General features: G+C 71.9%; 18 protein-coding genes. 9 read left to right on the forward strand and 9 right to left on the reverse strand.

The genetic code is table 11. The annotated features are described in order from the left end of the window. Window positions 1-20 precede the first annotated feature (20 nt). From ABZ822_RS09435 to ABZ822_RS09455, 5 genes are all read right to left on the reverse strand, one after another. A complete protein-coding gene (locus ABZ822_RS09435) occupies window positions 21-1,058 on the reverse strand; it encodes an ABC transporter substrate-binding protein (protein WP_360849456.1) in 1,038 nt (345 codons plus the stop codon). 281 nt (window positions 1,059-1,339) lie between these two features. Beyond that, a complete protein-coding gene (locus ABZ822_RS09440; RefSeq protein WP_360849459.1) occupies window positions 1,340-2,509 on the reverse strand; it encodes an acyl-CoA dehydrogenase family protein in 1,170 nt (389 codons plus the stop codon). A 6-nt stretch (window positions 2,510-2,515) separates the two neighbouring features. Then, a complete protein-coding gene (locus ABZ822_RS09445; RefSeq protein WP_360849462.1) occupies window positions 2,516-3,490 on the reverse strand; it encodes a hydroxymethylglutaryl-CoA lyase in 975 nt (324 codons plus the stop codon). Then, entirely contained in the window at window positions 3,487-5,637 is a 2,151-nt protein-coding gene (locus ABZ822_RS09450) for a biotin carboxylase N-terminal domain-containing protein (protein WP_360849465.1), read from the reverse strand. Before ABZ822_RS09450 ends, ABZ822_RS09445 begins: the two co-directional genes overlap by 4 nt. A gap of 14 nt (window positions 5,638-5,651) precedes the next feature. After that, window positions 5,652-7,283 (reverse strand): carboxyl transferase domain-containing protein, encoded by a 1,632-nt coding sequence (locus tag ABZ822_RS09455; protein ID WP_360849468.1) that lies wholly within the window; start codon window positions 7,281-7,283, stop codon window positions 5,652-5,654. Between the two features lie 165 nt (window positions 7,284-7,448). Here ABZ822_RS09455 and ABZ822_RS09460 point away from each other — a divergent pair, with 165 nt between their 5' ends. From ABZ822_RS09460 to tesB, 3 genes are all read left to right on the forward strand, one after another. Then, window positions 7,449-8,063: a TetR/AcrR family transcriptional regulator gene (locus ABZ822_RS09460; protein ID WP_360849471.1), complete on the forward strand. Its 615-nt coding sequence runs from the start codon at window positions 7,449-7,451 to the stop codon at window positions 8,061-8,063. 98 nt (window positions 8,064-8,161) lie between these two features. Then, on the forward strand, window positions 8,162-9,319 hold the full coding sequence (locus tag ABZ822_RS09465) for an acyl-CoA dehydrogenase family protein (protein WP_360849473.1): 1,158 nt from the start codon (window positions 8,162-8,164) through the stop codon (window positions 9,317-9,319). A gap of 33 nt (window positions 9,320-9,352) precedes the next feature. Beyond that, on the forward strand, window positions 9,353-10,231 hold the full coding sequence (gene tesB / locus ABZ822_RS09470; RefSeq protein ID WP_360849476.1) for an acyl-CoA thioesterase II: 879 nt from the start codon (window positions 9,353-9,355) through the stop codon (window positions 10,229-10,231). A gap of 68 nt (window positions 10,232-10,299) precedes the next feature. Here the strand turns inward: tesB and ABZ822_RS09475 are convergent, their stop codons facing one another. Then, window positions 10,300-11,100 carry a phosphatase gene (locus ABZ822_RS09475; RefSeq protein ID WP_360849479.1) on the reverse strand — a complete coding sequence of 267 codons (801 nt, stop codon included), beginning with the start codon at window positions 11,098-11,100 and terminating at the stop codon, window positions 10,300-10,302. 153 nt (window positions 11,101-11,253) lie between these two features. Here ABZ822_RS09475 and speB point away from each other — a divergent pair, with 153 nt between their 5' ends. Both speB and ABZ822_RS09485 read left to right on the forward strand, forming a co-directional pair. Further along, window positions 11,254-12,228: an agmatinase gene (gene speB, locus ABZ822_RS09480; protein ID WP_360849482.1), complete on the forward strand. Its 975-nt coding sequence runs from the start codon at window positions 11,254-11,256 to the stop codon at window positions 12,226-12,228. A gap of 112 nt (window positions 12,229-12,340) precedes the next feature. Further along, complete coding sequence (locus tag ABZ822_RS09485; RefSeq protein ID WP_360849485.1) at window positions 12,341-13,585, forward strand: hypothetical protein; 1,245 nt, start codon at window positions 12,341-12,343, stop codon at window positions 13,583-13,585. A gap of 172 nt (window positions 13,586-13,757) precedes the next feature. On the opposite strand, the gene ABZ822_RS09490 is transcribed toward ABZ822_RS09485, so the two are convergent. Then, entirely contained in the window at window positions 13,758-14,780 is a 1,023-nt protein-coding gene (locus ABZ822_RS09490; RefSeq protein WP_360849488.1) for a hypothetical protein, read from the reverse strand. A gap of 247 nt (window positions 14,781-15,027) precedes the next feature. Here ABZ822_RS09490 and ABZ822_RS09495 point away from each other — a divergent pair, with 247 nt between their 5' ends. From ABZ822_RS09495 to ABZ822_RS09505, 3 genes are all read left to right on the forward strand, one after another. After that, window positions 15,028-19,170, forward strand: a complete 4,143-nt coding sequence (locus ABZ822_RS09495; RefSeq protein ID WP_360849491.1) for an ABC transporter ATP-binding protein — start codon at window positions 15,028-15,030, stop codon at window positions 19,168-19,170. Window positions 19,171-19,331: 161 nt separating this feature from the next. Continuing rightward, the gene (locus ABZ822_RS09500) at window positions 19,332-19,691 is read left to right on the forward strand and encodes a hypothetical protein (RefSeq protein ID WP_360849493.1); all 360 of its coding nucleotides are present in this window, start codon (window positions 19,332-19,334) and stop codon (window positions 19,689-19,691) included. Window positions 19,692-19,829: 138 nt separating this feature from the next. After that, window positions 19,830-21,254 carry a S28 family serine protease gene (locus ABZ822_RS09505; RefSeq protein WP_360849496.1) on the forward strand — a complete coding sequence of 475 codons (1,425 nt, stop codon included), beginning with the start codon at window positions 19,830-19,832 and terminating at the stop codon, window positions 21,252-21,254. A 116-nt stretch (window positions 21,255-21,370) separates the two neighbouring features. Here the strand turns inward: ABZ822_RS09505 and ABZ822_RS09510 are convergent, their stop codons facing one another. Beyond that, the gene (locus tag ABZ822_RS09510) at window positions 21,371-23,242 is read right to left on the reverse strand and encodes a glycoside hydrolase family 3 N-terminal domain-containing protein (protein WP_360849499.1); all 1,872 of its coding nucleotides are present in this window, start codon (window positions 23,240-23,242) and stop codon (window positions 21,371-21,373) included. A gap of 272 nt (window positions 23,243-23,514) precedes the next feature. Next, window positions 23,515-24,135 carry a TetR family transcriptional regulator gene (locus tag ABZ822_RS09515; RefSeq protein WP_360849502.1) on the reverse strand — a complete coding sequence of 207 codons (621 nt, stop codon included), beginning with the start codon at window positions 24,133-24,135 and terminating at the stop codon, window positions 23,515-23,517. A gap of 72 nt (window positions 24,136-24,207) precedes the next feature. On the opposite strand from ABZ822_RS09515, the gene ABZ822_RS09520 reads away from it, so the two are divergent. Next, on the forward strand, window positions 24,208-25,197 hold the full coding sequence (locus ABZ822_RS09520; protein WP_360849505.1) for a hypothetical protein: 990 nt from the start codon (window positions 24,208-24,210) through the stop codon (window positions 25,195-25,197). The last annotated feature ends 29 nt before the right edge of the window (window positions 25,198-25,226 follow it).

Raw genomic sequence — 25,226 nt, forward strand, 5'->3', positions numbered from 1 at the left:
TCCGGTCGCGTACGGGAGGCTCAGTCGGCCTTCTTGGCCTTCTCGAGGGCCTTGGCGAGGTCCTCGAGGATCGGCGCGCACTTGTCGTACGAGTAGATGGGCTCGGTGACGCGCGGGACGACCTGGCCGGCCTTGACGGCGGGCAGCTTGGACCAGGTCGGCTTCGACTTGTCGAGGGCCGCGGGCTGGAGCGCCGACGTGCGGTTGTCCATCATGATGATGTCCGCGTGGTACTTGTCGACGTTCTCCCAGCTCAGCTCCTCGAACCAGCCGCCGGTGTCCTTCTTCGCCTTCTCGGGCGGCTCGACCAGATTGACGCCGAGCTGCTTGAAGTACTCCAGGTCGGCGGACAGGTTGGAGCCCGAGACGTAGAAGAGGTTCTCGGCGGCGGAGCCGATCAGGACCTTGATGTCGGGCTTGGCCTTGGCCGCCTTGCGCAACCGCTCCGCGGCGGCCTCGAAGCGCTTCTTGGCCTGGGTGACCTTGTCCGCACGGATGTCGGCGCCGAGCGATTCGGCGAGTTCCAGGTGGCGCTGGAGCGGCTCGGTCAGCGGGCGGTCGTAGACGCTGATGCCCACACTGGGGGCGAGCCCCAGGATCTTGCCCTTGGACTCCTCCGGGACGTACCAGAGGGTGCCCGCGTCGTCGAACATGGTGGAGACCAGGACCTCGGGCGCCAGTGCCGCGTACTTCTCGACGCTGAACTCGCCCCAGGCGTTGCCGAGGATCGTCACCTGGTCGATGTCGAGGTCGCCGGCCTGGACGTCCGGCTTGCCGTCCTTGGTCTTGGTCGGGCCGAAGACGCCCTTGACCTTCACCCCGTAGTCGTGGAGCGCCGCGGCCGTGCCGGTGAACGCCACGATGGTCTTCGGGACGCTGTCCGTTTTCACCGTCTTGCCGCGGTCGTCCTTGAAGGTCCAGGCGCCGGACTTGCCGGACGAGCTGCCGGAGCCGGATTCGCCGCCGCCGCAGGCGGTGAGCGCGGCGCCGAGGCCGAGCGCACCACCCGCGGTGAGAAGGGAGCGACGGGAGAGCCGGGAGGCTCGGGCGTGAGGCATAGCGATTCCGCTTTCGTGGTACGAGTCTTCCTGGACGCGGTCAGAGGTTAGGTTAACCTAACCTTATTATTTGTCCAGGCCGTCTCGTGAACCGGCCTCACGCCCCCACCGGCGTGCGGGGTGGACGTGTCTTCTGGATCAGCTCGGATCAGCCCGCGGCGTCTGGTGCTGGGGGTACCTCCCAGCGGTAGCTGGGTGGGGGCACCTCCCAGGCGTAGCTCTGCGGGAGCCGTGCCCGATGCCGCAGGCCCGGGTTTGATCCAGCAGACTCGCCCTACGCCTCAGGAGCCGCTCAGCCCCAACTCCCGGGCGATCAGCATGCGCTGCACCTCGCTGGTGCCCTCGCCGATCTCGAGGATCTTGGAGTCCCTCCACATCCGGGCCACCGGGTATTCGTTCATGAAGCCGTAGCCGCCGTGGATCTGGGTGGCCTCGCGGGCGTTGGTGACGGCGATCTCGGAGGAGTAGAGCTTCGCGAGCGCCGCCTCCTTCTTGAAGGACTCGCCGTGCACCAGCCGGGACGCGGCGTCGCGCCAGGCCAGGCGGGCCGTGTGGGCGCGCATCTCCATGTCCGCCAGCTTGAACTGGATCGCCTGGTTCTCGCCGATCGGCTTGCCGAACGCCTCACGGGTCTTGGCGTACGACAGCGACTCGTCGACACAGCCCTGGGCCAGGCCCGTGGCCAGAGCGGAGATCGCGATACGTCCCTCGTCGAGGATCCGCAGGAACTGGGCGTAGCCGCGGCCGAGTTCACCTACGAGGTTGGCGGCGGGAACGCGGCAGTCGGTGAAGGACAGCTCGCGAGTGTCCGAGGCGTTCCAGCCGACCTTGGAGTACGGCGGGGCGGCGGTGAAACCGGGGGTGCCCGACGGGACGATGATCGAGGAGATCTCCGGGCGGCCGTCCTCCTTGCGGCCGGTGACCGCGGTGACCGTCACCAGACCCGTGATGTCCGTACCGGAGTTGGTGATGAAGGACTTGGCGCCGTTGATCACCCACTCACCGGTGGCCTCGTCGAGCCGGGCCGTGGTCCGCGTGCCGCCCGCGTCGGAGCCGACATCGGGCTCGGTCAGGCCGAAGGCGCCCAGGATCTCGCCCGAGCACAGACGCGGGAGCCACTCGCGCTTCTGCTCCTCGGTGCCGAAGCGGTAGATGGGCATGGCGCCGAGCGAGACGCCCGCCTCCAGGGTGATGGCCACGGAGGAGTCCACCCGGGCCAGCTCCTCCAGGGCCAGGCCGAGAGCGAGATAGTCGCCGCCCATGCCGCCGTACTCCTCGGGGAACGGCAGTCCGAACAGGCCCATGCGGCCCATCTCGCGCACGATCTCGTAGGGGAACTCGTGGTTCTCGTAGAACTCCCCGATCTTCGGGGCGATCACGTCGTGGGCGAACGCCTCCACCGTACGGCGGAGTTCCTCGTGCTCTGCGGAGAGCCGGTGGTCGATCGACATGGCAGGTCACTGCTCCTGTTGGGAGGTGGTGCCGGCGAGGGCACGAACGGTGCGGGAAGGGCTGGGACGGCCCAGGTGGGCGGCCATCCACACGCTCGTGGCGGTGAGACGGCCCAGATCGACCCCGGTCTCGATGCCGAGGCCGTGGAGCATCCACACGAGGTCCTCGGTGGCGAGGTTCCCGGTGGCGCTCTTGGCGTAGGGGCAGCCGCCGAGGCCGCCGGCCGAGGCGTCGACGACGGTGACGCCGTGCTGCAGAGCGGCCAGGGTGTTGGCGAGGGCCTGGCCGTAGGTGTCGTGGAAGTGCACGGCGAGCCGGTCGGCGCCGACGCCCGACTCGCCCAGCAGGGAGAGCAGTTCGAGGACGTGGCCCGGTGTGGCGACGCCGATGGTGTCGCCCAGACTCAGCTCGTCGCAGCCCATCTCCACCAGGGCGCGGCAGACGCGTACGACCTGGGCGACCGGGACGGGGCCCTCCCACGGGTCGCCGAAGCACATCGACACATAGCCGCGGACCCGGGCGCCGGCCTCCTTCGCGTCGGTGACCACGGGGGCGAACATCGCCAGTGACTCGTCGACCGTGCGGTTGAGGTTGGCCTTGGCGAACGACTCGGTGGCGCTGGCGAAGACGGCGATCTCGCGCACGCCGAGTGCGAGGGCCCGGGACAGGCCCCGCTGGTTCGGCACGAGCACCGGAAGACGGGCGTCCACGCCCTCCAGCATCGGCATGAGCTGCTCGGCGTCGGCCAGTTGGGGCACCCACTCGGGGCGCACGAAGCTCGTCGCCTCGACCGTGGACAGGCCCGCTTCGGCCAGCTTCCGGATGAAGTCGGCCTTGACCTCGACCGGAACGACCATCTTCTCGTTCTGCAGGCCGTCCCTCGGACCGACCTCATGGATGCGGACCCGGGCCGGGAGGCCCGGCGCGGTCACCTCCATGGGCAGGCCCAGCGGCGGCTCGCCGGCCAGTCGCTCCGTCATGACCCGCCCTCCTGCGCTTCCTGGGTTTCGTACGGGGTGACCACGGCGAGCACCTGGTCCATGGCGACGGTGGTGCCCGGGGTCACGTCCAGTTCGGTGACCGTGCCGGCGTGCGGGGCGGAGATGACGTGCTCCATCTTCATCGCCTCCACCACCAGCAGGCTCTGTCCGGCAACGACGTCGTCACCGACGGCCGCCTTCACGACGGTCACGGTGCCGGGCATGGGAGCGGTCAGCGCGTCGACGCCGTGCGCCCCCGCCCCGCCGCTCAGCGCCGCCTCGACCGGGTCGTGGTCCTGCAGGTGCCAGCTCTCGCCGTCCTGACCGAGCCAGGCGCCGTCCCGGCCGGGCGGGGTGACGAAGGGATGCGTGACGCCGTCCCACTCCAGCAGCACCTGGACGGGAGCTTCCTCGGAGTCCGCGGCCGGGGCGCCGCCTGCCGCGATCAGCCGGGCGGCGACCGGTTCGGCCTCGCCCACGCGGACCTCGGCGTCCGTGACGGTGCCGCGCACGCGCACCGCCACCGGGTCCTGGCCCGGTACGCGTAGATGGTGCACGGTCCACGCGGCCTCGCCGCCGAGCCGCCAACCGGTGGGCACGGAGAACGGATCGGTCCATGCGGAGCCCGCCCCGGCGGCGGTCTGCGCACCGGACGCGGCCGGCGCCGGGGACCCGCCAGGGGCCGGACGCCCCGCGCCCGCGAGGAGACCGGCCGGGCCGAGGGTCGCGTGCCGCAGCAGCGCCGCCGCTCCGTACACCTGGGCCGGGATGCCCGCGCCGACCAGCGAGGCGGCCTCGCGATCCACCAGTCCGGTGTCCAAGTCGCCGGAGAGCACTGCGGGATGGGACAGCAGCCGCCGCAGGAACGCGGTGTTGGTGTCCACGCCGAGGACGGCCGTGCCGGCGAGCGCGGTGCGCAGGCGGCGCAGTGCCGTCGCCCGGTCGGGGCCGTGAGCGATCACCTTGGCGAGCATCGGGTCGTAGGAGGTGCCGACCTCCGTGCCGGCGGTCAGGCCGGAGTCGACCCGCACGCCCTCGCCCTCCGGTTCGCGCAGCGCCCGGACCGTGCCGGCCGACGGCAGGAAGTCCACGCGGTCGCCGGACACCCGCGCCGTCTCGGCGCAGATACGGGCCTCCACCGCGTGGCCGCTGAGGGTGACGTCCTCCTGCGCGAGGGCAAGCCGCTCGCCCGCCGCGACGCGCACCTGCCACTCCACCAGGTCCAGGCCGGTGATGAGTTCGGTGACCGGGTGCTCCACCTGGAGGCGGGTGTTCATCTCCATGAAGCAGTACGCGGACGGGTCGCCGCCGGGGACGATGAACTCGACCGTGCCCGCGCCCGCGTACCCGCAGGAACGGGCCGCCTGCACCGCGGCCTCACCCATCGCCGCACGCGTCGCCTCGTCCAGGAGCGGGGAGGGTGCCTCCTCGATGATCTTCTGGTGGCGGCGCTGGAGCGAGCACTCGCGCTCTCCGAGGTGGATCGCATGGCCGAACCCGTCGGCCAGCACCTGGATCTCGATGTGGCGCGGGCCGTCGATCCACCGTTCCACCAGGAGGGTGTCGTCGCCGAACGAGCCGCGTGCCTCGCGCCGGGCCGCCGCGATCTCGTCGGCCAGCAGCTCCTCGGCGCGGACGAGCCGCATGCCCTTGCCGCCGCCGCCCGCCGAGGGCTTGAGCAGCACCGGCATCCCGATCTCCCGCGCGGACGCGGCGAGTTCGTCGTCGGACAGACCGCTGCCCGAGGAGCCCGGCACGACCGGGACCCCGGCCGCCTGCACGGTCTCCTTGGCGCGGATCTTGTCGCCCATCAGCTCGATCGCCGCGGGCGGCGGGCCGATGAAGACCAGGCCCGCGTCGGCGACGGCCTGCGCGAACGCGGCGTTCTCCGCGAGGAAGCCGTACCCCGGGTGCACCGCCTGGGCGCCCGTACGGGACGCGGCCTCCAGCAGACGGGGCGTGGACAGATAGCTCTCGGCCGCGGAGGCCGGGCCGATGCGCACCGCGGTGTCCGCCTCGCGCACATGGCGGGCGTCGGCGTCGGCGTCGCTGAAGACGGCGACCGAGCGGATTCCCATCCTCCGGAGCGTCCGGATGACCCGGACCGCGATCTCGCCGCGGTTGGCGACCAGGACTGCGTCGAACATCTCGGGCATCCCTCTCACATCCGGAAGACGCCGTAGCCGGGCGCCGACGGGTCCTTGTGCGGCAGTGGCGCGTTGGCGCACGCGGTGAGCGCGAGCCCCAGCACCGTGCGCGTCTCCAGCGGGTCGATGACCCCGTCGTCCCAGAGGCGGGCGGTGGCGTAGTACGCGTTCCCCTGGTGCTCGTACTGCTCGCGGATCGGGGCGCGGAACGTCTCCTCGTCCTCCGCGCTCCACTCCTCGCCGCGGGCCTCCAACTGGTCGCGCTTGACGGTCGCGAGCACCGAGGCGGCCTGCTCTCCGCCCATCACCGAGATCTTGGCGTTGGGCCACATCCACAGGAAGCGGGGGGAGTACGCGCGGCCGCACATCGAGTAGTTGCCCGCGCCGTAGGAGCCGCCGACGACGACGGTCAGCTTCGGTACGCGCGTGCAGGCCACCGCCGTCACCATCTTGGCGCCGTGCTTGGCGATGCCGCCCGCCTCGTAGGAGCGGCCGACCATGAAGCCCGAGATGTTCTGCAGGAAGACCAGGGGGATGCCGCGCTGGTCGCACAACTCGATGAAGTGCGCGCCCTTCTGGGCCGATTCGGAGAACAGGATGCCGTTGTTGGCGACGATGCCCACCGGGTGGCCGTGGATCCGGGCGAAGCCGGTGACCAGCGTCGTGCCGTACTCGGCCTTGAACTCCGAGAAGCGGGAGCCGTCCACGACCCGGGCGATGACCTCGCGCACGTCATAAGGCGTGCGGGAGTCGACCGGCACCGCGCCGTAGAGCCCCGCGGGGTCGGTCGCCGGCTCCTCGACGGGCTCCACCGACCAGGGCAGCGGCGCCCGTTCGGGCAGGGTCGCGACGATGTTCCGCACGATCCGCAGGGCGTGGGCGTCGTCCTCCGCGAGGTGGTCGGTGACGCCGGAGGTGCGGGAGTGGACCTCGCCGCCGCCCAGCTCCTCGGCGGTCACGACCTCACCGGTCGCCGCCTTCACCAGAGGGGGCCCGCCGAGGAAGATCGTGCCCTGCTCGCGCACGATCACGGCCTCGTCGCTCATCGCCGGGACGTACGCCCCGCCGGCCGTGCAGGAGCCGAGCACCGCAGCGATCTGCGGGATGCCCGCGCCCGACATGCGGGCCTGGTTGTAGAAGATCCGGCCGAAGTGCTCGCGGTCCGGGAAGACCTCGTCCTGCATCGGCAGGAAGGCGCCGCCGGAGTCCACCAGATACAGGCACGGCAGCCGGTTCTCCAGGGCCACCTCCTGCGCGCGCAAGTGCTTCTTGACCGTCATCGGGTAGTAGGTGCCGCCCTTGACCGTGGCGTCGTTGGCCACGATCACCACCTCACGGCCCGAGACCCGCCCGATGCCCGCGATCACACCCGCCGCCGGGGCCTGCCCGCCGTACATCCCCTCGGCCGCCAGCGGGGCCAGCTCCAGGAACGGCGAGCCGGGGTCGAGGAGGGTGTCCACCCGGTCCCGCGGCAGCAGCTTGCCGCGCGCGGTGTGCCGCGCCCGCGCCTTCTCACCGCCGCCCAGCCGCGCGGCGGCGAGTCTTTCGCGCAACTGCGCCGCGAGCTCGCGGTGTGCCGCCTCGTTGGTCCGCCAGGCGTCCGACGCCTGGTCGGCGGCGCCTGGCAGCACGGGTGCCTGCTGCATCTCCTTCGAGCCCCCTTGCCCGGTGGATGTGGTGGTACGCCCGCCCGGTGGACGCGGTCCGTCCGCGGTCGTCCGCGGTCGCGGACCGCCCGTGGGTGTTAATGAGCGTTAACGCGTTTCCTTCAGGTTAACGAGCGCTAACGCGGCTGTCTAGAATGAATTCCCATGAGCGCGAACGCTGCCGCCAGGACCGCGGCCACGAACCGCCGTGACCAGATCCTCAAGGAAGCCGCCCGGCTCTTCGCCGAGCGCGGTTTCCACGGCGTCGGCGTCGACGAGATAGGCGCCGCCGTCGGGATCAGCGGACCCGGTCTCTACCGCCACTTCGCGGGCAAGGACGCGATGCTCGCCGAACTGCTCGTCGGCATCAGCGGCCGTCTGCTCACGGGTGGCAAGCGGCGCGTGGCCGAGATCGACGGACCGCCCGACGCCGTGCTCGACTCGCTCATCGAGGGCCACATCGACTTCGCCCTCGACGACCGCCCACTGATCACTCTCCACGATCGCGAGCTGGACCGCCTCCGGGACAGCGACCGCAAGCTGGTCCGCCAGCTCCAGCGGCAGTACGTGGAGCTGTGGGTGGAGATCGTGCGCCGGGTCTACCCGGGCATGGGGGAGCGGGACGCGCGGGCCGCGGTCCACGCGGTCTTCGGGCTGCTGAACTCCACGCCCCACCTGGGGCGGGGCTCGCTGCCCGGCCGCCCCGACACGGCCGCTCTGCTGCACCGGCTCGCCCGCGGCGCCTTCGCGGCCGCGTCCGACTCTGGACAGGGGCGCTGACCCCCGGGTAACTTCGTGCTGAGCAAGCGCTTAGAAACCCCGCTTCGTGGTACCCGGATCTCGCCGGTACCCGAGGGCAGCGACAGAGGAGGCGTGCGATGCGGCGCACCGTGTTCAACGAGGACCACGAGGCCTTCCGGGAGACCGTGCGCGACTTCGTCGCCGCCGAGGTCGTCCCGGTCTACGACGCGTGGCTCGAGGCGGGCGAGGCCCCGCGCGACTTCTACTACAAGCTCGGGGAGCTGGGTGTCTTCGGCATCGAGGTCCCCGAGGAGTACGGCGGCGCCGGCGAGACCAGCTTCAAGTTCCAGGCCGTCATCACCGAGGAGTGCGCCCGCGCCGGCGTCAGCTTCGGCGGCAGCGGCGTCCACGTCGGCCTCTGCCTGCCGTACCTCCTCGCCTACGCCACGGACGAGCAGAAGAAGCGCTGGCTGCCCGACTTCGTCTCCGGCGCGATGATGACCGCCATCGCCATGACCGAGCCCGGCACCGGCTCGGACCTGGCCGGGATGAAGACCACCGCCAAGCTCTCCGAGGACGGCACGCACTACGTCCTCAACGGCGCCAAGACCTTCATCACCGGCGGCGTCCACGCCGACCGCGTCATCGTCTGCGCCCGCACCGCGCCGCCCACCGCCGAGGACCGCCGCGCCGGCATATCGCTGTTCTTCGTGGACACCACCAGCGAGGGCTACGCGGTCGGCCGCAAGCTGGAGAAGCTGGGCCTGAAGACCTCCGACACCGCCGAGCTGTCCTTCACCGACGTCAAGGTGCCGGTCGAGGACCTCCTCGGCGAGGAGGGCAAGGGCTTCTCCTACCTCGGCCAGAACCTGCCGCAGGAGCGCCTGGCCATCGCCATGGGTTCGTACGCGCAGGCGGCCGCGGCCGTCGAGTTCGCCAAGAGGTACGTGCAGGACCGCACCGTCTTCGGCACCTCGGTGGCGTCCTTCCAGAACACCAAGTTCGAACTGGCCGCCTGCAAGGCCCAGGTGGACGCCGCCCAGGCCGTCGTCGACCGGGCGCTCGACGCCCACGACCTCGGTGAGCTGTCGGCCGCCGACGCCGCCTCCGCCAAGCTGTTCTGCACGGAGACCGCCGCGAGCGTCATCGACCGCTGCCTCCAGCTCCACGGCGGCTACGGCTACATGATGGAGTACCCCATCGCCCGGCTGTACGCGGACAACCGCGTCAACCGCATCTACGGCGGCACCAGCGAGGTCATGAAGTCCATCATCGCCAAGTCCATGGGCCTCTGAACCGGCCGATACGGCCTGCGAGACTGTTCACCGATGAACCAATCATTGCAGTCGCTCCTCGATCTGCTCGACCTCGAGCGGATCGAGGAGGACATCTTCCGGGGCAACAGCCGGGCGGCCGTCGTGCCGCGCGTCTTCGGCGGGCAGGTCGCCGCCCAGGCCCTGGTCGCAGCGGGCCGCACCGTCCCCGACGACCGTTCGGCGCACTCGCTGCACGCCTACTTCCTGCGGCCCGGCGACCCGGGCGCCCCGATCGTCTACACCGTCGACCGGATCCGCGACGGCCGCTCCTTCACCACCCGCCGCGTGGTCGCCGTCCAGCACGGGCAGCCGACCTTCCACCTCTCGGCGTCCTTCCAGACGTACGAGGACGGGCTCGAGCACCAGGCCCCCATGCCGTACGCGCCCGACCCCGAGACCCTGCCGACGGCCGCCGAGATGCTGCCCCGGCACGCCCACCTCTTCCGCGACCCCGGCACGGTGGACCGCCTGCTGGAGTCCCGCGCCGCCATCGACCTGCGCTACGCGGCGGAGCCGCCGTATGCGACCGCGGCCGACGGTCCGCGCGACCCGCGCTCCCAGGTGTGGTTCAGGACGGCCGGCAAGTTGGACGACGACCCGCTGCTCCACGTCTGCCTCGCCACCTACGTCTCGGACATGACGCTGCTGGACTCGGTGCTGCTCGCCCACGGCCGGGGCGGCTGGACGGTCGGGGACGTGGTGGGCGCCAGCCTGGACCACGCCATGTGGTTCCACCGCCCGTTCCGCGCCGACGAGTGGCTGCTGTACGACCAGGAGAGCCCGTCGGCCTCCGGGGGACGCGGGCTGGGGCAGGCGCGGATCTACACCGCCGACGGCCGGCTGGCGATCTCCGTCATCCAGGAGGGCGTGATCCGGGTACCGCGCGCCTGAGCGGTACGCGGCCACGCGCCTGAGCTGTCAGCGTGCCTGAGCCGTAGGCGGCCGCCCGGGCGGCCGCCTCAGGGCTGCGGCGTCAGTCCCGCCGCCGCGATCAGATACGCCGTGAGCGGGTCGTAGAAGCGCGGGTTGACCACGTGGTCGTCCAGCGGCACGGACACGGCGACCGTGCCCTCGGCCTCGCCGATGAACAGCGCCGGGTCGTTGCAGTCGGCGAAGCCCACCGCGTCGATGCCGCGCTGCCCCGCGCACCCCGCCCAGCCGTGGTCGGCCATCACCAGGTCGGGCCACGGCCGCCCCTCCCCCTCCAGCCCGGTCAGGATCGCGGACATCGGCTCGGGGGAGTGGGTGTGCCAGAGAGTGGCGCCCCGCTCGAGCATCGCGACGTCGCAGAACTGGAAGACGTAGCCGTCGTCCGCGCCCAGCCCCGGCGGGATCACCACGATCTCGCAGCCCGCCGCCCGCAGCGAGGCCGCCACATTCCGGTGCACGTCGAGCAGCCCGCCCGGGTGCCCCGTCGCGAACAGCACCCGCTGCCGGTCCTCGGCCGCCTTGCGCAGCCGCGTCGCCATCCGGTCCAGGCCGTCGACCGTCAGCTCCGGGTCGATGGTGTCCTGCCCCGTGCGGTGCTGCGGGTCGTCGACGACGCCGCAGCGCTCGGCCATCACGGCCAGGACGTCCTGCTCGTCGGTCCAGCGGTCGCCCAGTTCCAGGCCGAGCCAGTAGTGCCGGTCGCCGTTCGCCAGCCTGCGGTAGTGGGCGAGGTTGTTGTCCCGGGGCGTGGCGACGTCGCCCGCGATCCGCGTACGGACGAGGTGATCGATCAGTTCTGAGCGGTTCGGGGCGGGACTGGGTATCGGCATGGCTTCATTGTGTCCTGTGCCCGTCCGTGATGGACGCCATGTCCAAATAGCGGTGCCGGTCCATCGGGAACGTACATGTGCGGAATCCGCGGGTCCTCCTACGCTCGGTCCATAGCCCGCATGTCCCCGAATCCGCCGAGAGGCAGCTTCCGCATGAGCACCCAGCCCCGTGGACCCGTCGACTCGTCCCGCATCCCGCGCTACGCAGGGCCCGCGACCTTCGCGCGGCTGCCCCGGCTCGACGAGGTCGGCAGCGCGGACGTCGCGGTGGTCGGAGTGCCCTTCGACACCGGTGTCTCCTACCGGCCCGGCGCGCGCTTCGGCGGCAATGCCATCCGCGAGGCCTCGCGCCTGCTGCGCCCGTACAACCCGGCGCAGGACGCCTCGCCGTTCGCGCTCGCGCAGGTCGCCGACGCCGGTGACGTGGCCGCGAATCCGTTCAACATCAACGAGGCCGTCGAGACGATCGAGGCCGCGGCCGACGACCTGCTGGCCACCGGTGCCCGTCTGATGACCCTCGGCGGCGACCACACCATCGCCCTGCCGCTGCTGCGCTCGATGGCGCGCAAGCACGGACCGGTCGCGCTGCTGCACTTCGACGCGCACCTGGACACCTGGGACACCTACTTCGGCGCCGAGTACACCCACGGCACACCGTTCCGGCGGGCGGTCGAGGAGGGCATCCTCGACACGGAGGCGCTCTCCCACGTCGGCACCCGCGGCCCGCTCTACGGCCGCCAGGACCTCACCGACGACGAGAAGATGGGCTTCGGCATCGTCACCTCCGCCGACGTCATGCGCCGCGGCGTCGACGAGGTGACCGACCAGCTCCGCCGGCGCGTCGGCGACCGTCCCCTCTACATCTCCATCGACATCGACGTCCTCGACCCCGCCCACGCCCCCGGCACCGGCACCCCCGAGGCGGGCGGCCTCACCTCCCGCGAACTGCTGGAGATCCTGCGCGGCCTGGCGTCCTGCAACCTCGTCTCGGCCGATGTCGTGGAGGTCGCCCCGGCGTACGACCACGCGGAGATCACCTCGGTGGCGGCGTCCCACACCGCGTACGAGCTGACGACGATCATGTCCCGGCAGATCGCCGCGGGGCGGGGCGAGGCCCCGCGCGGCTGAACGGACGTACGGGCGGCGGGTGTTGCCGGGCTTCCGGCGTCCCGCTGCCCGTCCCTCCTCCCGTCCCGCACCCTCCGCGTCCGCATCGGGTGGCGCTCGCTACTCTGCCCGGATGAGCGATGGGGGAGGCGCCACCGGCGCCGGCGCTGGTTCCGGGCGTTCCGCCGATTCGGGGGACGGGACGGGCGACCGGGCCGGCGGGTCCGGTGGAGCCGGCCGGTCCGGCCCGTTCGCCCGGCTGACGCGGAAGCGGCTGATCCTGGCCGGAGCGGTCCTGGTGCTCGCGGCGACCGGGGCCGCGAGAACCCTGGGCGTCGCCGACTCCGGTGACGCCCCACCCTGTTGGCAGCCGCCCGCCTCGGCGCGGGCCCTGGCCTCCGATCCCCGCGAGGCGACGAAGGCCCTCGATCCCGGTGACGACCTCGCCCGCCTCGGCGCCGCGAGAAAGCTGCTGGCGCACGAGCGGGTGTGCGGTGACGGCGGGCGCCTCCTGGGCCGCATCGTGGACGGAGCCACACGCTCCGCCGGCCCTGACGTGCCGCACACCATGGCGCAGGCGCGGGCCGCGTACGCCGTGGCGGCCGCCCTCCACGACCGCCCGATCCCCGCGGGAACGGCGCCGGGCGTGGCCAGGATGCTGGCCGGGTACGTGGTCGACGCCGGGCGCCCGGACGCGCTGTACGACGACGAGGTGTCCGGTCCCGCCGTGGCGCCCGACGAGGTGCTGCCGGACCGCAGCGGCTGGACCTGGGCCGGCCGGTTCCTGGCCCGGGGCGAGGCCCATGCGGCGTTCGAGTACGCCGACTCCACCGTGGACGCGGACACCGACATCGAGAAGCTGGTCGCCGAACTCGCCGCGGATCCCGAGGCGTTCGCGGTGCTCCACGACGCCGAGCTCGCCCGTTTCGCCTACTACCTGGAGCGGCTGACCCGCGAGGGCGGCGACCCGGACTTCCGGGCGGGCTCCCGGGACACCTCCTCGTCCGCGACGACCTGGGTCGACAACGATCTCCAGGACATGGCCGACCGGATCGGTCTGCTCATGCGCTACCGGACCACGTACGCGGAGGACGGCACGATCCCCGATCTCGCGGCCTTCGACCGGTCCGTACGGGAGCACACCCGCGGCACGTTCCGTCCCGCGCCCCGGCAGGTGACCGGCCGTCCGCCGATGGGCGCGATCGCGGACCGGCCGGTCGCCGGTCCGGTCCGGGGCGACCTCATGGACGGGCGGCGCCGGCTGTTCACGGTGCTGGACCGGTGGGCGGACGAGCGCGGGGTCCCGGCCCGCCGCGCCGCCGCGATGCGGCAGATCCTGGACGACGCCTACGTGCGGGCGCTCTGGCTCATCCGCTGAGCGCGCGGGGACTGCCGAAGCCTGCGCCCCAGGACCCGGTCCCGGTCCCAGGACCCGTCCCGGAGTCCGGGACCCGTCCCGGAGCCCAGGACCCGTCCCGGAGCCCGGGACCCGGAGTCCGGGACCCGGAGCCCGGAACCGGGAGAGCCCGGAACCCCGAGCCCGCCGGCCGTCAGAAGAACCGCGGCTCCTCGCAGCCCCGGCGCCGGACCTGGTCCTTCGCGAACGTCTCCAGCACGCGCCGCTTCTCCGCCGTCCCCGCTTCCCGGGTGCCGGTGGACGCGCTGAGCGCGAAGTTGGCGCTCTCGCCGTCGCAGCGGGCCGTTGCCGTGAACGAACGGCGCTCGCCGTTGCTGCCGACGACGAGGCGGTTGCTCCAGTCGCCGTACCACGCGAACACGGAGAGGGGCGCCTCTCCCGGGCCGGACCCCTCGTCGGGCGCGTCGGTCAGGGCACAGAACCCGGTCGGCGCCGCGTCGCCGAGTCGGCTCACCACATGCCAGTCGCGGCCCTTCAGACCGGCGCGCGCCGCCCAGCCGCAGGGGCCTTCGGCCGCGCGCGACAGCGGCACCGGTTCGGGGTCGTCGCCACCGTCCTGTGGCCGGGGCAACGCGGGGTCCCCCTCAGGGGTCTTCAGCGGCTCCGCGCCGCAACCGAGCTTCCCGGAGGCCGCGTTGGCGAGCGCGACGGCCGTCCGGTACACCGCTCCGGGCTCCCCGGTGTGGTCGTACGAGCCCGTCGACGTCCGTACGAGGAGGGTGCGCCGCCCGCCGTCGGGGTCCCTGCCGAGGTCCGGGCACGCCAGCACGAGCTGGATCGTGCCGAACCGGTCGACGAACCCGGGCAGCCCGCCGGGCAGGGGCGCCTGGGGCGCCATCCCCTCCTGCGGGAAGACCGTCATGTACGTGCGGTCCTGATCGTCGCGCCGGGTGTACGCCTCCATCTCGACAAGGCGCCCGCGCTCGCCGTCCAGCGTGACGCGGCACGTCCACGAGCCGAGCCCCTCGGTCCGCCGCGACTCCGCGGATCCCAGATGCGTGTCCTCCGGTGCGAGCCGGCGCGCCGCGTCCTGCGGCAGCGCCCCTTCGCAGGCGTTCCGTACCACGATCCAGTCCCGCACGTACGGCTCGGCGATCCAGCCGCCCACACCCAGGACCGCCGCGGCCGCCACCGACACCTTGATCCAGCGCCGCACCGTCCCCGCCCCCGTCTCCGCCCGGCCATGATTCCGGCCACCTGGCCGGCGTCAGGGCCGGACCCTACTCGCTGCGGCCGCATGCCCCGCGTGTGCCCCCGCCCGGGGACGTACGTCCCAGGTCGGAGCCGACTGCGACACATTGCGTACGCATTGCTGAAACAAACGGGCGATCACCGGTGTTGTGGATCGTGGCGCCGCGGATCACCGTGGCGCCCAGGAGGCATGGACAACGGAGGGCGAATCGGTGAGTCCGCGAGGCGAGAGCACACGGCAGCCGGGCTGGGCACGGCGGCTGACCGGATACGCATGGCGCTACCGGCGTCACGTCCTGCTCGCCCTCGGAGCCTCGCTGGCCGGTATGGCCGTCATGGCCCTCGTCCCCCTGGTGACGCGGCTGATCATCGACGACGTGGTGATCGCCCGCACCCGCGACATCGCCCCGTGGGCCGCCCTGCTGATCCTCGGCGCGGCCGTCGTCTACGGCCTCACCTACCTCCGCCGCTTCTACGGCGGGCGGCTGGCCCTGGACGTCCAGCACGACCTGCGGACCGAGATGTACCGGTCCATCGCCCGGCTCGACGGCCGCCGCCAGGACGAACTGTCCACCGGCCAGGTCGTCGGCCGTGCCACCAGCGACCTCCAGCTCATCCAGGGCCTGCTGTTCATGCTGCCGATGATGATCGGCAACGTGCTCCTCTTCCTCATCTCCCTGGGTGTGATGTTCTGGCTGTCGCCGCTCCTGACCCTGGTCGCGCTCGCCATCGCCCCCGCTCTGTGGTGGATCGCCCAGCGCAGCCGCAAGCGCCTCTTCCCCGCCACTTGGTACGCCCAGGGGCAGGCGGCGGCCGTCGCGGGCGTCGTGGACGGGGCGGTCACCGGTGTACGCGTGGTCAAGGGCTTCGGGCAGGAGGAGCAGGAGACCGGCAAGCTGCGCGCGGTCGGCAGGAAGCTCTTCGCGGGGCGGATGCGGACCGTCCGCCTCAACTCCCGCTACACCCCTGCCCTGCAGGCCGTCCCCGCCCTCGGGCAGGTCGCCATGCTCGCGCTCGGCGGCTGGATGGCGACGCGCGGGCAGATCACGCTCGGCACGTTCGTCGCCTTCTCCACCTACCTCGCCCAGCTCGTCGGCCCGGTCCGGATGCTCACCATGGTGCTCACGGTCGGGCAGCAGGCACGCGCCGGCGTCGAGCGCGTGCTGGAACTCATCGACACACGGCCGTCGATCGAGGAGCGGCCGGACGCGCACGCCCTGCCCGCCGACGCGGCCGCGACCGTCGAGTTCGACGCCGTCACCTTCGGGTACGACCCGGAGCGCCCGGTCCTGAAGGACTTCTCGCTGAGCATCGAGCCGGGCGAGACCGTCGCCGTCGTCGGCACCTCCGGCAGCGGCAAGTCCACGGTCTCGCTGCTGCTGCCGCGCTTCTACGACGTGGGCGACGGCGCCGTACGGGTCGGCGGACACGACGTGCGCGACCTGACGTTCGACTCGCTGCGCGACGCCATTGGGCTCGTACCGGAGGACAGCTTCCTCTTCTCCGACACGGTCCGCGCCAACATCGCGTACGGGAAGCCGGACGCCACCGACGAGCAGATCCGCGCCGCCGCGACGGCCGCCCAGGCCGACGGCTTCATCGGCGAACTGCCCTCCGGCTACGACACCACGGTCGGCGAACAGGGCCTCACCCTCTCCGGCGGGCAGCGGCAGCGCATCGCGTTGGCCCGCGCGATCCTCACCGACCCGCGGCTGCTGCTCCTGGACGACGCCACTTCCGCGGTCGACGCGCGTGTGGAGCACGAGATCCACGAGGCGCTGCGCGGCGTGATGGCGGGGCGTACGACCCTGCTCATCGCCCACCGGCGCTCCACGCTCAGCCTCGCCGACCGCATCGCGGTGCTGGACGGCGGGCGGCTCGTCGACGCGGGATCGCACGAGGAGCTGGAGGAGCGCTGTCCCCTCTATCGCAGGCTGCTCACAGACCCGGACGAACTGGGCGGTGTGGAGCGCGATCCGGCTGGTGCCGTACGGGACGGGGAGGTCCCCGGCGCGGAGAGCACCGACGGCGGGAGCCGCACCACGGCAAGTACTGCCGCGGCGGATCCTGCCGGTGGAAACGGGCACGAAGCGGCGGAGAACGGGCACGAGTCGGCGGCGGGCTCCGGCGCGGAACCGACCCGCCAGGACAGGGAAGCCCGCGAGCGGGACGTCTCCCGCCGGGACCGCACCTACCGTCCCTACGTCTCCGACGCCCGGATCAGCCGGAACCGCGCCATCGAGCGCCGCGCCGCCGAACGCCGCGCCACCGACGCCGAACTGCGGGCCGAGTGCGATCTGGAGGTGGAGGCCGAGATCGACTCCGAGCCGGTCAACGCGCGACGCCGCGTCGTCGACGGCATCACCCCCGAACTGTGGGGCGGGGACGCCTCCGGCGTGAAGCCGCGCACCGGCTCGACCGCGTCGAGCGCGGTCGACGCCCTCTCCACCTCGCGTCCCGGCGCCTCGGGGCCGCCCACCGCGGGTGGCATGGCCGGGGCACTCGCCGGCATGCCGGCCACGCCCGAACTGCTCGCCCAGGTCGCCGCGCTCCCGCCCGCCACCGACACCCCGGAGGTGGACGAGGCGCATGCCGCCCGCCCCGAGAAGAGCTACGGCCTGCGCCAGTTGCTCCGCGGGTTCGGCGCCCCTCTGCTGTTCTGTCTGCTGCTGGTGTCCGTCGATGCCGTCGCGGGCCTGCTGCTGCCCATCCTCATCCGGAACGGCATCGACGACGGCGTGCAGAAACTCGCGCTCGGCGCCGTATGGACGGCCTCCGCCGTGGCGCTGGGTGTCGTCCTCGCCCAGTGGGCGGCGCAGATCGGCGAGACGCGGATGACGGGGCGCACGGGTGAGCGCATCCTCTACAGCCTCCGTATCAAGATCTTCGCGCAGCTCCAGCGGCTCGGACTGGACTACTACGAGCGCGAGCTGACCGGCCGGATCATGACGCGGATGACGACGGACGTGGACGCGCTGTCGACGTTCCTCCAGACCGGTCTGGTCACCGCCCTCGTCTCGGTCCTCACCTTCTTCGGCATCCTCGTCGCCCTGCTCGCCCTCGATCTGGGCCTGGCCCTCGTCGTCTTCGCGACCCTGCCGATCCTGGTGGTGGGGACGATCTTCTTCCGCCGCCGCAGCGTGAAGGTGTACGAGCTGGCGCGCGAGCGCATCAGTGTCGTCAACGCCGATCTGCAGGAGAGCGTCGCCGGGCTGCGGATCCTGCAGGCGTTCCGGCGCGAGGGCAGCGGCACGGAGCGGTTCACCGAGCGGAGCGACGCCTACCGGCGGGCGCGTGTGCGCGGTCAGTTCCTGATCTCGGTCTACTTCCCGTTCGTGCAGTTGCTGTCATCCGTGGCGGCGGCGCTGGTGCTGATCGTCGGCGCGGGCCGGGTGGCGGAGGGGACGCTGACGGCGGGTGCGCTGGTGGCGTACCTCCTCTACATCGACCTCTTCTTCGCGCCCGTGCAGCAGCTCTCCCAGGTCTTCGACGGCTACCAGCAGGCGACGGTCTCGCTGGGCCGCATCCAGGAGCTGCTGCGCGAGCCGACGACGACCGCGGAGGCGACGCGGCCGCGCGCGGTGCGGACGGTGCGCGGCGAGATCGCTTTCGAGGACGTGCACTTCCGGTACAAGGGCACCGACGGTGCGGAGGAGCCGGACGCGCTGTCCGGCATCGATCTGCACATCCCGGCGGGCCAGCGGGTGGCGTTCGTGGGGGAGACGGGCGCGGGCAAGTCGACCCTCGTCAAGCTGGTCGCCCGCTTCTACGACCCGGTCTCGGGCACCGTCCGCGCCGACGGCACCGATCTGCGCGACCTGGACCTCACCGCCTACCGGCAGCGGCTCGGTGTCGTCCCGCAGGAGGCGTACCTCTTCCCCGGCACGGTGCGCGACGCCATCGCGTACGGCCGCCCGGAGGCGACGGACGCCGAGGTGGAGGCGGCGGCGCGGGCGGTCGGCGCGCACGCGATGGTGGCCTCGCTGGACGGCGGCTACCTCCACGAGGTGGCCGAGCGGGGCCGCAACCTGTCGGCGGGGCAGCGGCAGTTGATCGCCCTGGCCCGGGCAGAGCTGGTCGATCCCGACATTCTGCTCCTCGACGAGGCCACGGCCGCCCTCGATCTGGCGACCGAGTCCTTGGTCAACCGGGCCACGGACCGGCTCGCCGGGAGGCGTACCACGTTGGTCGTCGCGCACCGGCTGACCACCGCGGCTCGTGCGGATCGTGTGGTGGTCATGGATCACGGCCGGGTCGTCGAGGACGGCACGCACGCCGAACTCCTCGCCGCGGACGGCACATACGCCCAGCTCTGGCGCACCTTCGTCGGCGAACCGGAGATCGCGGCCGCCTAGCGTCCTGCCCTCCGTCTCCGCAAGGCCTTACCGAAACCCTGACACCCCGGGAACCAATCGCCCCACCGCGCGCGTGTAGCTTGGCAATCGCCCGCATGTACGAGGTACGGGCACTCGACCCCTTGGGGGAGGCACACGTGCGTGGTGCGGCACGTAGACGGATGGTCATAGGTTTGGTGATAGCTGTCCTGGCCGCCGGAGCAGCCGGTCTCACCGCTGCCACGGCCGGAGCCGGCGCGCTCTGCCCGGGCCACAAGGTGAAGACGCTCAACTTCTCGAGCGGCAAGGTTCAGATCTACAAGAGCAATCGGATCAAGTGCGCCGTGACGCTCGCGAAGTCCCCTGGTCAGCGCCGCAAGATGAGCGTGAGCATCCAGGCCCGCGGCAGCCATCCCCAGGTGGACAGCGGTCGTTTCACCCACCATGCGGGACCGGTGAAGGTGAACGCGGGGGGCCGGTGCGTGTACGTACGGGGCGCCATCGGCAACAAGTCGGTCAAATCCGGCTGGATCCTCTGCTGACATTTCTGCCGTACGGCGCGGCCGGGTCCCTCTCCCTCGGTCGTGCACCCATCGAACAGATTCGCCCATAAGGTCTGGCGGTGGCGTGAGTTGCGCCGGTAGGTTCGCGGCGACCTTTGTGAAACCAGGGGAGGGCGAATGCGCAAGGCGCTCAGATGGCTGTTGTCGCTCACGGTGCTCATAGGCGCCGCCGGCGCCGGCAGCGTGCCCGCAGGCGCGGCCACAGCCGCGGAGCCGGGAGTCAAGGACATCAAGGACCGGATCCTCGCGATACCCGGGATGAGCCTCATCGAGGAGAAGCCGGTCGACGGATACCGGTACTTCGTCCTCAATTACAAGCAGCCGATCGACCACCGGCACCCGTCGAAGGGGTCCTTCAAGCAGCGGCTGACCGTGCTGCACAAGGACACCGACCGCCCGACGGTCTTCCAGACCTCGGGCTACAACGTCTCCACCACCGCCGGCCGCAGCGAGCCGACGAAGATCATCGACGGCAACCAGGTCTCCATGGAGTACCGCTTCTTCACGCCGTCCCGGCCCGACCCGGCCGACTGGTCGAAGCTGGACATCTGGCAGGCCGCCAGCGACCAGCACCGGATCTTCAAGGCGCTGAAGAAGGTCTACGGCAAGAACTGGCTGGCCACCGGCGCAAGCAAGGGCGGCATGACGGCCACCTACTTCCGCCGCTTCTACCCGAACGACATGGACGGCACGGTCGCGTACGTCGCCCCCAACGACGTCAACAACCGTGAGGACTCCCGCTACGACCGGTTCTTCGAGACCGTCGGCAGCAAGGAGTGCCGGGACGCCCTGAACGCCGTCCAGCGCGAAGCGCTCGTGCGCCGCGACGAGATGACCGGCCTCTACAAGAAGTGGGCGAAGGACAACGACGCCACCTTCAAGACCGTCGGCAGCCTCGACAAGGCCTACGAGAGCGTCGTCCTCGACATGGTCTGGGCCTTCTGGCAGTACAGCTCCGAGAAGGACTGCGCCGACGTGCCGAAGCCGGACGTCTCCACCGACAAGCTCTACGCCTACGTCGACGCGATCTCCGGCTTCTCCGCCTACGCGGACCAGGGCCTCTCGACGTACACGCCGTACTACTACCAGGCCGGTACGGAGCTGGGTGCCCCCACGCTGGAGTACCCGCACCTCGACGGACTGCTGCGCTACCCCGGCTACTTCACGCCGCGCGCCTACGTGCCGCGTGACATCCCGATGGAGTGGAAGTCCGGCGTCATGCGGGACGTCGACCGCTGGGTCAAGAACCGCGGCGAGCGGATGATGTTCGTCTACGGGGAGAACGACCCGTGGGGTGCCGAACCGTTCCGCCTCGGCAAGAAGGCCAAGGACTCCTACGTCTTCTTCGCTCCCGGTGCCAACCACGGGGCGAACGTCGCCGGTCTGACGGCGGGCGAGAAGGAGAAGGCCACCTCCGAGATCCTGGAGTGGGCAGGCGTCGCCTCGCCGTCGGTCCGCAGCGGTGAGACCGCCGCGAAGCCGCTGGCCGAGCCGGACGCCGACCTCGACCGTCAGCGGATGGAGCGCACGCTCCGGCCGTAACGGACGCAGAGGACACAGGGCATCGGGCCCCGGGGCCGCACCGGCCCCTCAGCACCTCCGGCGCCGACCCGCTCATCGCGGGCCGGCGCCGGAGGTGTCCTGCTGGTGCGGGCGGGCTAGTACGAGAGCCCGTATCCGACCGGGTACAGCACCTGCGCCGGGTCGTCCGCGCGCGGCACCGGAACCGGCAGCTTGCCCACCGGCCGCGCCCGGCCCGCCGCGACCCGGACCGCGGCCCGCAGTTCGACGTCGGTCCACGAGTACGCCGCGAGCGACGCACCGGCACCGGCGCCGCCGAGCCGCGCGATGTCGTACGGGTTGCGGATGGCGAGGTGCACCACGGGCACGCCCGCCGCCGCGAGGGACTGGACCAGCGTGCGCTGCGACGAGCCGGCGCCGACGTTGTACGTCAGGACCATCACCGCGTCCTTGCCGCGCGCCGCCGCGACCGCCTCGTCGATCTTCGCCTGCGTCGGGTTGGGCTGCGTCCCCGTGCTCGTCGGCAGCGCGGTCGCCGTGAAGCCCAGCTCGGTCAGCGCCTTGGCCACCGTGGCGGTCGGCGGACCGCCGGTGCCCGAGGGCGCGGCCGGGTCGACGCCGACCACGAGGACGTTCCGGTGCCGCCGCCGTGACAGGGGCAGCAGGCGGTCCTCGTTGACCAGCAGGGTGGTGGTCCGCTCGGCGATCCCGTCCGCCGCCCTCAGGTGCGCCCGGGCCCCCACGACACGGTCCACCTCCTCGTGGCTGACGTACGGCTCGGTGAAGAGTCCGCGGCGCGCCTTGAGTTCCAGGATGCGGAGGACGGAGACGTCGATGCGCTCCTCCTCGATCTCGCCGGTGCGCACAGCCTCCACGACCGCGTTCCAGGCGACCGCCAGGTCCGGCGGGTTGAGGAGCTGGTCCACGCCCGCCTTGATCGCCAGTACGGGCACGCGGTCGTCGCCGTACTTCTGCCGTACGCCCGCCATGCCGAGCGAGTCGGTGACCACGACGCCGTCGTAGCCGAGCCGTTCGCGCAGGATGCCGGTGAGGATCGGGTGGGAGAGGGTCGCCGGGTCGTCGGCGGGGTCCAGCGCCGGGAAGAGCAGGTGCGCCGTCATGATCGAGTCGATGCCGGCCGCGATCGCGGCCCTGAACGGCGGGGCGTCCAGCTCCTCCCACTGCTGCGCGGTGTGGGTGATCAGCGGGAGCCCGTAGTGGCTGTCGGTGGCGGTGTCGCCGTGCCCGGGGAAGTGCTTCGCGGTGGCCGCGACCCCGGCGCTCTGATAGCCCTGCACCTGCGCGGCCACCAGCGCGGACACGGCCTTCGGGTCCGACCCGAACGACCGCACCCCGATGACCGGGTTGGCCGGGTTCACATTGACGTCCGCGACCGGCGCGTAGTCCTGCTTGATGCCCAGGGCCGCCAGTTCGACCCCGGCGATCCGCGCCGCGTTGCGGGCGTCGGCGCGCGAGGCGTGCGCGCCCAGGGCCATGGCCCCGGGCAGCAGCGTGGCCGGCGCGCCCACACGGGCCACTATTCCGTGTTCCTGGTCGGTGGAGATCAGCAGCGGTACGGGCGTGCGCTGGGCGAGTCCGGCCTTCTGGATGCCGTTGGACAGCGACGCGATCTGGTGCGGATCGCGGGTGTTGTGCGCCCAGGTGAAGTAGATGATGCCGCCGACGTGGTACTTCGCGATGAGCTCGGCGGCGTTGGCGACGCCGATCTCCTTCTGGTTGAGCGCGACGTCGACCGGGTCGGGGGCGGTCGCCGAGTGGCCGTAGACCCGCATGACGAAGAGCTGGCCGACCTTCTCCTCCAGGCTCATCCGGGAGACGAGCCCGCGGAGCCGGTCGCGGGGCGAGGGCGAACGCGCGGCGTGCGCCGCGGCGGAGGCGGGGGAGGCGCCCCCGGCGAGCGAGGCGGCGGCGGTGACGGCGGTGGCGCCGGCCAGAACGGAGCGTCTGGACGGTCGGGGTCCTTGGGCGGGCGTTTCTTCGTGGGGCACGTGCGCTCCTTCCGGAAAGGAGGTGCGTGGCGGCGGGGTGAAGGAAACTTCCAGAATCGGTCAGGAGACAGCGATAGCCGGAAAGTTAGTGCCAGTCAATGGGAAGCGCCGAGAACGGCCGACCCCCGGCGGTTCGCCGCCACGGCGCGCCTCCTGCTGGCCGCCCTGCCCGGCGGGAAGCCCTGCCTCGTACGAGCGCCGGTCCCTGGTCCGTACGGGCGCCGGTCCCTGGTCCGTACGGGCGCCAGGGCCCTTCCACGTACGAGTGCCCGCTACTCGGCCTTGCGCGGTGACCTCCGCCGGCTCGGCAGACGCATCGTCAGGAGCTTGGCGCGCGGGGCCAGGCGCTGTGCCATGGCGAACACCGAGTCCGTCCGCGACCGGTCCGCGTCCAGGACCGTGAAGAGGTTCACCCCGAGGTAGAAGGTGATCGCCGCGTTGGCGAGGTCGCGGGGCGGGGTGAGGCGGGCGAGCGGCGTACCCCCGATGACCCGCTCCAGGGTCTCCTCGATGAACTCCAGCCAGGGCTCGGCCCGTCGCGCCACCTGCTCGCGCAGCTCGGGCTTGGCGATGGCGGCGGCCACCAGCTCCGTGAACAGAGTGATGTGGCCGCCTTCGAGGTCGTCGCGGTAGATCCGCGTGGCGGCGTCGGCCAGTTCCTCCAGCGTGGAGACGTCCGCGACGGTGGCGCGGTGCCGGGCCATCCGGTCGGCCGACGACCGGTCGAGGGCCGCGAGGAGGAGCGGGTCGACGCCGCCGAAGTGGTAGAAGACCAGCGCCGAGTTGACCCCCGCTTCCTTGGTGATGGTGCGGGCGCTGGTGCCGCCGTACCCGTGGGCCTTCAGCACCACGATCGCCGCATCGATCAGCCGGTCCTTGGTGTCAGCCGTCATTTGACCTTCCTTTCGCCGTTCCTTCATCATACGGTTTAATCGAGTGATTAAACTGCTCGATGCAATCGACTGATGAACGAGAAAGGCCGGGTGGAAGCGATGGAGCAGGACAGGGAGGGGCAGGGCGGGACGCACCCCCCGATACCCCCGGCGCGCCTGCGGTTGGCCGCGGTGCTGCTGGCCCTCTTCACGGCGATGCTGCTCTACAAGGTGCTGCACGCCGGACACTTGGAGCAGACGGCGCTCTTCTACGTGGGCCTGCCCGCGTTCATCGCGCTCTCCGTCTCGCTCTGGGCCCGCCCCAGGAGCGCCACCGGCACGGCCCTCGCCTCCGTCACCATCGGACTCGCGCTCGCGGGGCCGCTGCTGAACGAGGGCGTCGTCTGCCTCGTCATGGCCGCACCGCTCTTCTACCTCCTCGCCGTGATCATCGGCTGGACCGTGGACCGCGCCCGGAGGCGCAGGGGCCGGGGGGACGGCGGCGCCGGCCGGGCCCACGCCTTCGTGAGCATCCCTCTACTGGCCCTGCTGGTCGTCGAGGGCACGGGGATCTACGAACTGCCGCGTGAGACCGCCGCGTCCGCGACCCGTACCGTCTCCGCGAGCCCGGCGGAGTACGAGGCGGCGCTCGCCGCCACGCCCCGGTTCGCCGACCCCGAGCCGCTGTTCCTGCGCGCCGTCCCGTTCCCGCGCCCGCAGAAGGCCGAGGGGGACGGGCTCGACGTCGGCGACGCGCGCGCCATCACCTTCAACCCGCGCAAGGGACTGGGCATCGGAGCCCGGCCCGCGCCCCGCGCGATGCGCCTGGTGGTCGCGGAGCGGTCGGCGGGACGGGTGGTGTTCCGGATCGAGAAGGACACCACCCTGGCCCGCTGGCTGGCGCTCGACTCGGCCGAGGTGGAGTGGGCGGCCGCCGACGGGGGCGGCACCAAGGCGCGCTGGACGCTGCACTACCGCCGGACCTACGACCCGGGCTGGTACTTCGGCCCGCTGCAGAAGTACGGCATGGAGCAGGCCGCCGCGTACCTGTCGGACACCTTCACCGCCGGAGCGCGGCGATGACGCGGGAGACGGCGCGGGCGACGGAGTCG

The sequence above is a fragment of the Streptomyces sp. NPDC047108 genome (assembly GCF_040643575.1).
Lineage (GTDB): Bacteria > Actinomycetota > Actinomycetes > Streptomycetales > Streptomycetaceae > Streptomyces.